Below are 13,445 nucleotides of genomic sequence, written 5' to 3' on the forward strand. Positions count from 1 at the left end.
ATAATTAATTGGTTTATATCTATAAAATAGCATTATTTGGTTTAAATATGATTAATAACTGATAAAAGAGACAGTTTAACGATTATAATTTTATATATTCTCAAAAATAGGAAATATAATTTAAAAATGATTTATTTGATAAATGGAACTCAAAAATTTTTATAACTTTAACTGGATATAATTTCGTTAGCAAAACTATTTTTAGCCAGCGAGATCACTATATATTTAAAATAAACTAATGAAATATTGAAAAAAGTTGTTAAATTAAAGACTGTAATCACTTAGCTTTAAATTTATTAGATAAAATAAGTCTTAAGTTTGATAAATAAATTTTACAGTTCAATGCAGCAGTATGAATTCTTAATAACAGGCTCTTTGCCGTAATGATGTCCAATAGCAAAGTATTCGTCAGTGACTGCCACGTTTTTTATTTTAGAGGCTTTAAATAACTTCCAGCCAACAGGTTTGCCTGATTTACTTTCTCCTTTTACCTGAAAAGCTCTTAAAACTTCATTGCCTACTTTACTTTCGCCGTAACAGTACGGTTCAGCTACACGAGTACTGTCTTCGTAGTTGAACTGGATCATTTTTTTGGACTGTATTGCAGAACAGATCACATTTTTAATATCATTTTGCATGATATTATTATGATAAAAAGGAGTATTTGACCATTATGAAAATTAGATAATTATAACATTAAAAATAAAATTAGCTTTAAATCTAAAATTAATCGCCATGAACAGACTTAGCTTTATCATAAGCATTTTTAAGTGTGTGCATATCAACACTGGTGTAAATCTGGGTAGTACTCAAGTTGGCGTGTCCTAAAAGCTGCTGAATTGCTCTAATATCAACACCATTCTTTAAAAGGTGGGTTGCAAAGGAGTGCCTTAAAATGTGGGGAGTTACCTTTTTCTTAATCCCTGCAGCTTTAGCATGGTCTTTAATCATCATCTGGATATATCTAGGAGTTAAATGATTTCCAGACCTGTTTACAAAAAGAAATGGGCTGTCGTCGTCTTTTTTCTCGATATATTCTTCAATTAATGTTTTTGTCCTGCCGTCAAAAAGTACAATTCTGTCTTTTTCCCCTTTTCCACGGATCCTTATTGTCCTTTCTGTAAGATCAACATTATCTGTATGTAAATATACCAGCTCTGAAACTCTAAGTCCTGATGAATAAAGTAAAGCTAAAATAACTTTATTTCTGAGATTCCTAAGTTGGGCATGTTTAGTTATGTTTTCACCTGCTTTATCATAGGCATGTATCAGGTTTTTCACTTCCTGTTCATTTAAATGTTTAGGGAGTGATTTAGTCCGTTTAGGTGTTTTAATTTCATTTAAAATGTGAATACCGCCGAATTCAAAGAACTTTTTCACCACTACGGTTACAAGGTATATGTAGTTCTGTGAAACGTTTTTGTCACGCTTCAGGTGGGTTATATATTTTTTAAATGCCCTTAAAACCCTTCGATCATCAGTGAGGTTCTTTTCTGCAAGTAAAAAATTATAAAAATTAATAACGATTGATTTGTATGTTTTGATGGTATTTCTAGAATAGTTTCTTATCTCCATCTCAATGAGATAATCTTCTATCATTTCGGGAAAATCATAACGTTCTAAAATAGATTCATCTATGTCATAGCCGTGTGCTTCAGAAACAACTTCGCCCCCGTTTCTTCTCATGTGATTAGAATATGGATTCATGGTATCAGCTATGACATGTTTATTTAATTGAAATTAGATAATAGCGTATTTTGGTTTAGGGGTTATACTACATAAGTTTTACTACATATAACTCCTGTCCACATTCTCATTTGGTCTGTATCCTTTTCCATTTCCCATGCTCTGAGAACTGGACAGATCTTTTTGAATAGCATTTTCAAAGGAATTATACCTTTTAAGAATTTGATCTTCGATTGAAATTGCGTTATTTACGGCAAAGTTCATATGTTTTTCAATTATAAGATCTGCACCTTCCATTACAGCCATATCACCTGCCATTTTAACAACACCACCAAGATCTCTTAATCTAAGAGTTAAAGAGTCTTTTTGCTCATCAATAACATTTGCCCTTTTCCTGGCTTCGTCAATTAAAATATTAACAGCCCCTTTTGATGCATGGGGTATTTTACCGTCCATTTCAATTTCCTGAGCTACAAACTGTGCAAGTTTTGCAACATTTTCTTCAGTATCTGGCATCGTTGTCTTCATAAGGATTTCATAACCTTCTCCCTGTATTCTTGAACGTAACGGTGGCAGGATGTACTGTATATCTCGTATATTGCATGCTCCAACAAAAATAAAGTCGCATGGAACATTTTCAACTTTAACTGAACTTCCAGCACTTTGCGGATTCCTTCCTATAATTGGGAATACTTTGTCCTGCATAGCGCTTAATATATAACGCTGTAATCTTGCAATATGAACTATTTCATCTATAAAAAGAACGCCTTCATGGGCTTCATGGATGGCGCCAGGTACGACTCTTTCATAGGGTTGTGTCCCTAAATCTGGATGTCCCCCATAAGGGTCATGCCTGACATCACCTAAAAGTTCAGTTTCACTTGCTCCCGTTGCCTGAACAAATAATTTTCTTTTAAGTGGAACTATAACATTTTTTGGTTTTTCATCCACAAGTTCACGCCGTTTTTCAAGGGCATGCTGGTCAAGTATCTTAATTTGGTCCCCATCAATTCTTTCATAGATTACAACTTCTTCTTTTCCATTTTTAACTCGGGTTGTTGTAACTCTATCTTGGGGTATGCTTATAGGGCCGCTGTTCATCTCAAACATTCCGAGGAGATCACCTAAGTGTTTTCTTCGGGCATTGATATGTGAAAATTTATCTCCACCACATTCTGGGCATATACTTTGATATGCGCTGTTGAAACTTCCACAGTGGATGCATCTAAACCCTAGTCTTTCCGCAACTGCATCTGGGACTTCAGCAGGATCTACAACATCTCCTTCTGCTTTTTGTAGATCTATTCTTTCATTTTCCCGTTCTTTACGCGTTTTGAGTTCAACAAAAGGCCTTTCGGGTCTTTCAGGGTTGTGTACAACGGTTACTTCTTCATTAGGTTTGGTTAAATGAAAAGAAATTGCCTGGGCTATCAATGATTTTCCAATTCCTGGAGGTCCCACAAGCAGCAGGTTTCTCCGTTGCTTCGCAGCAATTTTTACAAATTTTATAATATCATCGTGCCCGATAACTCTATTTAAGGGGTCTTTTGGTATTAAAATGTCTTTTGTAGTTTCTATATCTCCTAAAAACTCTTTTTTCATGTTAACATACATAATAAATACCCCTGGAATGTGGATTGGGGGATGTTAATTAAATAACTATCCCATGTGGTGCTTAAATTAATGGATTATTAAATAAAAGGGTTTCCACCCGAAAGTGGAAATTAAAAAATTATCTTGTTATAACTTTAATTGGACTTGGTTTTTTAACCACATCGCTCATTCTGACCGCTACGACGTGTTTAAGCCCTTTTTCCTTTGCAATGTCTATTAATCTCTGACTTATAACACCGTCAAATACTACTGCATATGTATTATTTTCGATGTTTTTAAGTTCATCATAGAGATTTTCAACTTTAACTTCTTTTAAGATGTTTAAAGCGTCATCAAAGATCTCTGCATTACCTGAACCTTCCAGGTCTTTTAATACATTTCGAAGAACGGTGATTTTATCTTCAGCTTTATCTTTTTCTTTTTCTTCTATTTTTTCAACTTTAACTCCAAGATCATGATACATCTGTTCAACAGGTACTTTGTCCCTTAAAGCTACCATTACTTCGTCCTTTTCAAGATCTTCAACTTCTTTTCCTCTTGGAGCTCTGGTGACATAATCTACTTCGCCAACCTGTAATAATTCTTTTAGTATAAGTTCTCCGCCTCTGTCTCCATCGACAAATGCAGTTACAGTTTTATTTTTAGTTAATTCTGCAACAGTTTTGGGTACACTTACTCCTTCTACTGCTATTGCATTTTTTACTCCATATTTGAGGAGGTTCAGGACATCTGCTCTTCCTTCAACTACCAGGATAGCGTCTGAAGTAGAGACGTTAGGTCCTGCAGGAAGCCTTTCATCACCAAATTCAGTTATTTCATGAATTCTCATGGCTTCTTTTACTTCTTCTATCATTTTAAGGCTTTCAGGAGTCACTTCTTCCATCATGCCTTTGTATAATTCTTTTGCTCTGTCAACAACTTTCCTTCTTTTAACAGCCCTTACATCTTCAACTTTAGAAACCTGTATGTAAGCTTCGCAAGGCCCTACACGATTGATTGTTTCAAGTGATGCTGCAAGAATTGCAGTTTCAACTCTATCTAGGCTTGAAGGGATTACTATTTCTCCTTTTGAGCGTCCTCCCCTTGAATTGATGTTGACTTTAATTCGCCCTATACGTCCTGTTTTTTGTAATTCTCTTAAATCAAGGTCATTGCTTAAAAGCCCTTCTGTCTGTCCAAAGATCGCACCGACGACGTCCGGCTTTTCTACAATTCCGTTAGCGTTAATTTGAGCGTGAATGAGGTATTTAGTTGTACTTATTTCTTCTCCTTTTCCCATAATGGGCCTCCTTTATTATTGTAATTATAGATACATTTGAATCGATTAAGATCATTAAGGGTGGGCTTTCCATTTCGGCGGAAATCCCTTGATAATAATTATAGGTAATTACCATAAGGATTTATTTCTAATTCTAATTGTTTCATATGTTTTGGAAGACTTTCTATATCTTTAATATATCTTCGCGTGATTTTTATAATATTTTTTCTAATATTAAGATCAGGATGAGAGCCAAGGCTCTGTATATCTTCTGACAGTTTTTTTGCAAGTATATCTCCCTTTTTATCAAAATCTGTCAGTATAATGACTTTTGAAGATGTCTTGGCGGCTATTTCTGCAATTTCAAAGAGTTTAAGACCAGAACCTGAAACTTTGATGATATTACCAGTAATACCTAACTCTCTTAAAGCCTCTTCGTCTTTCTTACCCTCGATAAGAATTGGCATTCCTTGTTCTACGCAGGATGATAGCTCTTCAACAATGCGAGATAATCTTCTAAAACTCATGGTAAGCCCTTTTTATGAAATGTCTAAATAGTATCTATGAGATTATATAGTCTATCTTATATAAATAATTGAACATTCAAAACAAGTATTAATTATAAATAATTAAACCATTTAATACATTTTATTATTAAGTTTAAGTCCTGATCTATATCAAATGATCGGCTAGTAGACTATTTAAATCAGAATTATGTAAATAATATAGTTTTTCGTTTAAAACTTTGATATAAATGTAAAGTTTTAAATGATATTGTAGAAATATGATTTATTAACTACCAAACTTGGAGGTTGACAAAATTCAGAATGAATTTTGGAACCCCAAAAACAAAGTTTTTTGGAGGTTGAAGAAAATCTTTTTCGAGATTTTTGAAACCCCAAATTTTCTAACAAAAATTTGGAGGTTGAAAGAAATGCATAGCATTTCTTGAACCTCAAAAATATTAAAAATATTTTTGGAGGATATTAAATTGGCAAAAGGCCTAATTAGAATTGTTTTAGATATACTAAAACCTCATGAACCAAATATACCTTATTTTGCAAAATATTTAAGTGAAATAGATGGAGTAGATGGTGTAAACGTTACTTTAATGGAAATAGATAAAGAAACAGAGAACGTTAAAGTAACAATGCAGGGAAATGATTTAAATTTTGAACAAATAAGTGAAGCAATTAAGCAATACGGCGGTTCAATTCACAGTGTTGACGAGGTTGTTGCCGGTAAAAAACTTGTTGAAGAAGTTACAACACCTCAGGACTGATTTTATATGAAAAATAAGAAGAAGCTTTCACCTGAGAGCATCTTAGAATTATTTTCACCCAAATTTTCTGATTCTAAAGTAGCACGCTTGAATCTTAATACATCCCAGGTTTCAGATGCTTTAAACAAAGTAACAGGTAATCCGGGAGTGCTTTCTGGAATTAAGCCATTATTTGATAGGACCATCGTTGGAAGGGCAGTAACTGCCAGTACGATGGCTGATGACTGGGGCACAAGTATTAAAGCTATTGAAGCGGCTAAAGAAGGTGAAGTTCTTGTCATTCAGGTTGAAGGTGATGATAAAGCTGTATGGGGTGAGCTAGCCTCAAAAACAGCGCAAGAGAGGGGAATAATAAGTACGGTAATCGATGGGGCTGTAAGGGATGTTGGAGCAGTAAAGAAATTAAAATATCCCGTATTCTCAAAGACTATTGTTCCTAATGCCGGAAGCTCAAAAGCAGAAGGTAAAATTAATATTCCAGTAACCTGTGGAAATGTAACTGTTAATCCTCATGATTTAATTATAGGGGATGAATGTGGAGTCGTAGTTGTGCCAGATGAGCATTTAAAAGACGTTATAGATGAAACATTGCGCATTAAAAGAAATGAGGCTCAAATCATCTCAAAAATTGAAAAAGGCTATTCTTTTTCAGATATACTTGGATTAAATTAAATATTTAATCCTAATAATTTGTTTTATTTATAATCAAATGTTAATTACTGCTTGAAAAACATTTATATAAGGTTATATTCACATAACTTATGAAGATGTTTTTAATGTACTAATAAGGATAATACTAGTTTTACAGGGATTTAATATGCAGAACACCACCGAATTTATAAAGGATCATAAACTGGAAATTGCGCTGTCGTTTGCTGCGGGCTTATTTATCATATTCTTAGTGTCTTTTTTTATAGGCTTAGATGAAATTTTAAGTGTTTTAGATCACACTGATTTAACGATAATGTTGTTTACACTGGTTTTAGAACTTGTTATGCTGCTTATGTGGGCTGTAAGATGGAAATTTATTTTAGATATTCTCGATAAGGCACCTAAATTTAAACAGATAATTTTAATGCTTTATTCGAGTATTTTTGGGAATAACGTCACTCCAGGTGCAGCTGGTGGAGAACCTTTACGTGCGTATCTTCTTGACAAGTTTGAGGGTATTCCTTTTGAAGTTGGATTTGCATCTACCACTGCAGATAGGGTTTTTGAATTTTTCCCATTTGTACTGGTCTCTATACTTACTATATATCTCATATTTACATTAGATGCCGGATTCTGGCTTAGTTTGATAATCATTATCTTAATTATACTTGTGATAGTTATCTTTGGACTTATGATATATGTTGGCTATAAGAAGGAGGTCGCTACCAGATTGGTTATTTCTATTGCAAAGCGTATATATCCGCTTGCAAAAAGGTTAACATCTAAAGAAACACCTTTTAGCAATATCCACGATAAGCTGATAGGATATATCGAAAGCTTTACCACTGGTTTTCAGGGAGTACTTAAAGATCGTAAGATGTTTGTTGTGGGTATTTTAATCTCTTTTTTAATGTGGGGAATAGATAGTTTACGTTTTTATTTAACATTTGTGGCTGTAGGTTACCATCCTCCAATTTTACCTGTGGTAATTATTTATACTGTTGCATTTGTGGTCTCTATAATCCCGAATATACCCGGGTCTCTTGGTATTCGTGAGGCTGTAATGATTGCCCTTTTCCTGCCTGTAGGTGTTTCTCCAGATATAGTCCTTGCAGTATCTCTGCTGGATCGTGTGGTAAGTTATGTTATTCCAACGTCTATTGGAGCCCTTGCAACGTTTTACTACGGTAAAATCTATAAAGAAAAAAAGGTAAGTTCAAAAGCTTAAGCTTGATATGTTATCAATTAATTTATGATTAAAAGCATAATTAAGAACGCTCGTGTCCATGATCCTGTGCATGAGTTATACTTATGTTAAATTGTAGTTTTAATTGATTATATGGGATTTATCTTAAAAAATGCAATTTATTTAACCATTAATCACATGAAAAATGAAGCGTTATTATTTACACAACATTCTGGGCATGAGCGTTTAAGAATTATTATTTATTAAGATCCTTTATTTTTAGTTTTAGTGGTACTTTATAGATTTTAGAAACTTCAGATGCCTGTGCTCATGGTTTTTGTATTTTAGATTAAAATTTGATTATAGATTTATCTTACTATATGTAATTTTTAGTTTTAGGAGTAGATGTTGGGTTATAAATTCAAAAGACTTATATTAGAGATTAACATTTATTATTTAAAAATATCGAAATATTTATATATAACTTCCGCACACTATAATAATATATAAAATTATCGGTTGATGATAAACTGAAAAAATTGGGAATTATATCACATATCTCCAACAAGGGCAAAATCATACTAAGATCCGATAAAACGCCTGGTTTTGGACTACCTGTTTTTACTGAAGATAAAAAAAGGATTGGAACTGTTCACGATTTCTTTGGACCTACAAAAAGACCGTATATATCAGTCAAAGTTTACGCAAAAAACACTAAAAATCTTGAAAAGCGAGTTGGAGAGAGCTTGTATATATCATCAAAACCTATAAAAAAATGGGGGCGAAAAAAACGAAAGAAAAGATGAAATACGACGTTTCAGAAATTGAAAAGGTCGAAACAAGATGCCCGGAATGCAATTCTGACAAACTCATTAACGATCACGAACGCGGGGAAATAGTATGCGGTGCGTGTGGACTGGTTATCGATGATAATTTAGTTGATATGGGACCAGAATGGAGAGCATTTGACCATGAGCAAAGGGATAAAAGGACAAGGGTAGGTGCTCCAATAACTTATACCATCCACGATAAAGGTTTAAGTACCATGATCGATTGGAGGAACAAAGACATCTACGGTAGGGATATCCCTGCCAGGAACCGTGCTCAATGGTACCGTTTAAGGAAATGGCAGAGAAAAATAAGGATTTCTGGTGCCACAGAAAGGAACCTCGCGTTTGCTTTAAGTGAACTTGATAGAGACTCTTCGAGACTGGGTTTACCTAGAAGTGTGAGAGAAGCAGCTTCAGTTGTTTACAGAAGTGCTGTTGAAAACAAACTCATAAGAGGGCGAAGTATAGAGGGAGTAGTTGCAGCATCATTATATGCAGCATGCAGGCGATGTAACGTTCCAAGGACTCTTGATGAGATTGCAGAAGTTTCTAGAGTAAGTAAAAAAGAAGTTGGAAGAACTTACAGGTTCTTAACACGTGAACTTAACATAAAATTACCACCAACATCTCCAGTTGATTACGTACCAAGATTTGCAAGTGAGTTAAGCTTATCTGGTGAAGTACAATCCAAAGCTATTGAAATAATTGAAAAAGCTATGGAAAAAGGTCTTACATCAGGTAGGGGACCAACAGGAGTTGCAGCAGCAGCTTTATATATAGCATCTGTACTTCTTGGTGAAAGAAAAACTCAAAGGGATGTTGCAGACATCGCGGGTGTAACTGAAGTAACCATCCGTAACAGATACAAAGAGCTTACAGAACAGCTTGATATGGGTGTAACTTTATAGTTACCCTACTTACTTTAAATAAAATCTATTTTTAATCATTTAGTAAAAAAAAGGTAATGTGCATGTTATATAAAGCTATTGCCTGTTAAATTTTATTAAAACTTGAAATTTGTTTTTGTGCACTAATTTTATTAATTATACTGCAGAATTAACTTGAAAGACTAATAAAAAATAAGAGGAATTTTAAAATCCTAATTGTCCTCTAAATACATATGCTATATAAATCACGATAATTACTGCAAGAATTATATAAAACATTCTCCGAGTTTTGGCGACTTTTCTAGCTCTTTCTGCGTATGTTTCTTCACATTTAGGTGAGCAAAATCGCTCTTCTGGTGGAATTGATATTCCGCATACTGGACAGTGTTTATGTGGTTTTGTCATATTAATACACCTCTTTTATTGTAAGTAGTTTAAAATTGAATTTTAAAACTTTAAAAATATGTATTCATTATTTAACCATTTTAACTCATGTAAAAAAAATGATGTTTGGAATACTTTATGATACAACCTATATCCTTCACATTTATAAAGACTACCATGAATTATGAAAAATTAAATAATGAAGTGATTTTTTAATCATGAACAATTGTAGTCCCTATTTCGCTGGAAACTGCTTTTTGAATATTTTCAGCGTGATTTCCATTTACAATTCTGGTCTTTATTTTTGATCGTTTAATTATTTGTATTGCTGTGCTGTCGAAAAACTCATAAGTACCAGCTTTGGTTTCTTTACTGCTTAAAATGGACATCATTTCTGCAGGGGTAATTTTTTCAAACATTTTAGCATCATCATGCTTATTTGGGTCTTTATCGTATAATCCATCCACTGATGTGGCGTTTATCAAAAGATCAGCATTTACAAATTCTGCAAGGATACTGCTGACAGCATCTGTACTGTGGGCTGGTTCAGTTCCACCCATAACCACAATTTTACCAGATACTGAAAATTCCATTGCTTCGTGAAAATTTTTAGCTACCTTTGGATATGCATCTTCACCAAGGGCCATAATTAAAAGTTTAGCATTCAATCGTGTAACATCAATCCCTATATCATCACAAGCTGCTTCAGAAACTCCAAGATCCCTTGCAATTCCAATGTATTCTCGAGCGGGCTTTCCACCACCAACTACAATAAATAACTTGTGTTCATCATTCATACTTCTTAAAACATCAGCATAATCTTTAAATTTTTCATGGCTATTCTCTTTAATTATTATAGATCCGCCTACTGCGACCACAATTTTCATATTATCATCACCATATTAACTGTCAATGTAACTTAAATAAATATAATTCTAAAGTAGAATTAGTAAGGTTTTAATTATATATTATTGAAGATATAATATAAATTAAATAGCTTATGTTCTGATATTTTAAATTATGAGGATATAGTGAACTAATTTGCTAGTAAGGTTTTAATTATATATTACTGAAGATATAATATACTAAAGAGCTTATGTTTTAATATTTTAAATGATGGATATAATGAATTAATTTACGGGTAAAATTTTAATTTATATATTGAAGATATAATATAAAATAGCTTATGTTCTGATATTTTAAATTATGTTGATATAATGAACTAATTTACTATTACTATTATTAAGGAGTGATTTTTTTGGCTGAAGTGTCATCAAAAGAGTTATACGAGTTTAAAAGAACCATCGAAGAACTCGCAGATAAAAAAGGAAGGGGAACTGAACTTGTGTCAGTTTATATCCCCCCTGATAAACAGGTGAGTGATGTAGTTAAGCACATGAGGGAAGAATTAAGTCAAAGTGCTAACATTAAGAGTAAACAAACCAAAAAGAATGTACAGTCTGCAATTGAGGTAATTGTGCAGAAATTGAAGCTGTTTCCAAAACCCCCTGAACATGGACTGCTCCTTTTTGTTGGAATGATCCCTAAAGGAGGTCCTGGTACTGAAAAAATGGAAACTTACGTTTTTGAGCCGCCAGAAGTTATACAGACTTACACATATCACTGTAATTCTGAATTTTATTTGGAACCGCTTCAGGATATGTTGGATGTAAAGGAAACATATGGACTTGCTGTACTGGACAGAAAAGAAGCTACAATTGCTGTCTTACGTGGTAAACGAATTGATATTGTTAAAACATTAACTAGTGGTGTTCCAGGTAAGCACAAAGCAGGTGGACAGTCCCAGCGAAGGTTTGACCGTTTAATTGACCTTGCAGCTCATGAGTTCTTAAAAAGAATAGGACATCATATTAACGATGCTTTTTTACCGATCCCTGACTTAAAGGGAGTAGTGTTAGGTGGACCCGGGCATACCAAGGAAGAGTTCCTTGAAGGGGATTATATGCACTATGAAATTAAAAATAAGGTTATAACCACTGTAGATACTTCATATACTGGTGAATTTGGTATAAGGGAAGTCATTGACAAGTCCATGGATGTTTTAAATGAAATGGATATAATGCGTGAGAAAAAACTTGTACAGCGGTTTTTAAAGGAACTCATTAACGAAGATGGGCTTTCATCTTATGGAGAAAAAGATGTAAGGCGAAATCTTGAAATGGGTGCAGTTGAAGTCCTTCTTCTATCTGAAGATGTTAGTTACAAGCGCGAGACATGTGAATGCCCTGCATGTGCATATACCGAAGGAAAAACTATTAAAAAATCTGAAGAAATAGGAAATGAGCAGTGCCCACAATGTGGAGAAATAATGAAGGTCGTTGGATCAAGGGACATTATCGACGAGTTTGTTGATATGGCTGAAGAGGTTGGATCTGATATCGAGATTATTTCAACTGAAACAGAGGAAGGAATGCAGTTATTGCGTGCATTTGGTGGTATTGCTGCTATATTGAGATATAGAACTTAATCTATATTTTTTTAATGATTTTTGAGAAATTTTCTGGGCAGAAAAATTTACGATTTTTCTGCATTTTTTGACCACCGCTCAAAAATTCTACGAATTTTTGGCGTCCCAAAAATCTCTGATTTTTGAGGACTTTTTTAGAAAAAAGGTGGAGGAGATGCAGTTATCACGTGCATTTGGTGGTATTGCTGCTAAGGTATAGAACATAGAGTTCTATCTCTATTTTTTTTATTTAATTTGAAAAGTAGTTTAGATAGAATAGATTCTGATTTTTTTAAATAATTTAAGAAAAAAGGATTAAAAATAAATAAGAATTAGACTTATCCAAGTCTACTTATACGAATCAAGGATTCCACAGGTACACCTCAACTTTTTTTTCTAAAAAAGGTTGATCAAAAAATCCTCGCTCAAAAATAAAAAATTTTTGAGCTATCGAAACTTCGTTTCGATGCTCCAAACACTACATGTTTGAGAGCTGTGGGAAAAATAAATCAATGGAATTCTTTTTTTTACTAATTTGGAAAATAATATTCTCTTATTATATGAAATGTATGCTATTTTTTTATATTTTTGCATTCCAAGTGCTATTGAATCATAAAATTTGGTTTAATCCTAATCAGTTGTTTATTTTAAACAAAAAATTTATTAATTTAAAACTTATTTTATAATCATATTAACTGTTAATTAGGGGGAATAAAATAAAAATATGGTGTCTTAATGCCAAGAAAAGGTAGAGAAACTGAATTAATTTTAAAAGAGCTTGAAAGTATAAGCTTAATAGTCAAGCAGTAGTTAAGTCTCCAGATTATATATTTGATGTTGTGGCTGGAAAGAAAAGAGAAGTTGATATTTCAATTAGAAATAAAGTAGGTAAACATGAATTTTTAACTATTATTGAATGTAGAGATAGGGCAGAAAAAGGAGAAATTGATTGGATTGAACAAATAATAACAAACGGCTAATGCTAATAAGGTTATTGCAGTTTCAACTTCTGGATTTACTGATGAAGCAATAATTAAAGCTAATCATTATAATGTTGTTTTAAGAAAATTAAGAGATTTTAAAGCTGAAGAAGTAAAAAAATGAATGGAATTTTCATTGTGGAAGAAGGTGGTCCAGAATTTAAGATAGTGGATATATTTTGTAAATGTATTAATATAGAACTAGAAAATGAAAATAGTG

At 33.1% G+C, this 13,445-nt stretch carries 14 protein-coding genes; 7 read left to right on the forward strand and 7 right to left on the reverse strand.

Annotation, left to right across the window (positions count from 1 at the left end):
• Positions 1–332: 332 nt before the first annotated feature.
• From EJ01_RS12020 to EJ01_RS12040, 5 genes are all read right to left on the reverse strand, one after another.
• Entirely contained in the window at positions 333–638 is a 306-nt protein-coding gene (locus EJ01_RS12020) for a WYL domain-containing protein (RefSeq protein WP_048080912.1), read from the reverse strand.
• Between the two features lie 88 nt (positions 639–726).
• Positions 727–1,707: a site-specific tyrosine recombinase/integron integrase gene (gene xerA, locus EJ01_RS12025; RefSeq protein ID WP_084689214.1), complete on the reverse strand. Its 981-nt coding sequence runs from the start codon at positions 1,705–1,707 to the stop codon at positions 727–729.
• A gap of 81 nt (positions 1,708–1,788) precedes the next feature.
• The gene (locus EJ01_RS12030) at positions 1,789–3,300 is read right to left on the reverse strand and encodes an ATP-binding protein (RefSeq protein WP_048080911.1); all 1,512 of its coding nucleotides are present in this window, start codon (positions 3,298–3,300) and stop codon (positions 1,789–1,791) included.
• Positions 3,301–3,418: 118 nt separating this feature from the next.
• Positions 3,419–4,579 (reverse strand): DNA primase DnaG, encoded by a 1,161-nt coding sequence (gene dnaG / locus EJ01_RS12035; RefSeq protein WP_048080910.1) that lies wholly within the window; start codon positions 4,577–4,579, stop codon positions 3,419–3,421.
• 98 nt (positions 4,580–4,677) lie between these two features.
• Positions 4,678–5,025, reverse strand: a complete 348-nt coding sequence (locus EJ01_RS12040) for a toprim domain-containing protein (RefSeq protein WP_245611203.1) — start codon at positions 5,023–5,025, stop codon at positions 4,678–4,680.
• Positions 5,026–5,549: 524 nt separating this feature from the next.
• On the opposite strand from EJ01_RS12040, the gene EJ01_RS12045 reads away from it, so the two are divergent.
• From EJ01_RS12045 to EJ01_RS12065, 5 genes are all read left to right on the forward strand, one after another.
• Entirely contained in the window at positions 5,550–5,840 is a 291-nt protein-coding gene (locus EJ01_RS12045; RefSeq protein ID WP_048080908.1) for a DUF211 domain-containing protein, read from the forward strand.
• Between the two features lie 6 nt (positions 5,841–5,846).
• Positions 5,847–6,512, forward strand: coding sequence for an RraA family protein (locus tag EJ01_RS12050; RefSeq protein WP_048080907.1), 666 nt, complete (start codon positions 5,847–5,849; stop codon positions 6,510–6,512).
• Between the two features lie 145 nt (positions 6,513–6,657).
• Positions 6,658–7,719, forward strand: coding sequence for a UPF0104 family protein (locus EJ01_RS12055; protein WP_048080906.1), 1,062 nt, complete (start codon positions 6,658–6,660; stop codon positions 7,717–7,719).
• 497 nt (positions 7,720–8,216) lie between these two features.
• Entirely contained in the window at positions 8,217–8,483 is a 267-nt protein-coding gene (locus tag EJ01_RS12060) for an H/ACA ribonucleoprotein complex subunit GAR1 (protein ID WP_245611204.1), read from the forward strand.
• The gene (locus EJ01_RS12065) at positions 8,480–9,415 is read left to right on the forward strand and encodes a transcription initiation factor IIB (RefSeq protein WP_048080904.1); all 936 of its coding nucleotides are present in this window, start codon (positions 8,480–8,482) and stop codon (positions 9,413–9,415) included. Before EJ01_RS12060 ends, EJ01_RS12065 begins: the two co-directional genes overlap by 4 nt.
• 183 nt (positions 9,416–9,598) lie before the next feature.
• Here the strand turns inward: EJ01_RS12065 and EJ01_RS12070 are convergent, their stop codons facing one another.
• Together EJ01_RS12070 and pyrH are read right to left on the reverse strand one after the other, a co-directional pair.
• On the reverse strand, positions 9,599–9,799 hold the full coding sequence (locus EJ01_RS12070; RefSeq protein WP_048080903.1) for a DUF2116 family Zn-ribbon domain-containing protein: 201 nt from the start codon (positions 9,797–9,799) through the stop codon (positions 9,599–9,601).
• 191 nt (positions 9,800–9,990) lie between these two features.
• Complete coding sequence (pyrH, locus tag EJ01_RS12075; protein WP_048080902.1) at positions 9,991–10,665, reverse strand: UMP kinase; 675 nt, start codon at positions 10,663–10,665, stop codon at positions 9,991–9,993.
• A 371-nt stretch (positions 10,666–11,036) separates the two neighbouring features.
• Here pyrH and prf1 point away from each other — a divergent pair, with 371 nt between their 5' ends.
• Together prf1 and EJ01_RS17350 are read left to right on the forward strand one after the other, a co-directional pair.
• Entirely contained in the window at positions 11,037–12,266 is a 1,230-nt protein-coding gene (gene prf1, locus EJ01_RS12080; RefSeq protein ID WP_048080901.1) for a peptide chain release factor aRF-1, read from the forward strand.
• 818 nt (positions 12,267–13,084) lie between these two features.
• The gene (locus EJ01_RS17350) at positions 13,085–13,225 is read left to right on the forward strand and encodes a hypothetical protein (protein WP_157197553.1); all 141 of its coding nucleotides are present in this window, start codon (positions 13,085–13,087) and stop codon (positions 13,223–13,225) included.
• Positions 13,226–13,445 lie beyond the last annotated feature (220 nt).

Source organism: Methanobacterium veterum (assembly GCF_000745485.1).
GTDB lineage: Archaea > Methanobacteriota > Methanobacteria > Methanobacteriales > Methanobacteriaceae > Methanobacterium_D > Methanobacterium_D veterum.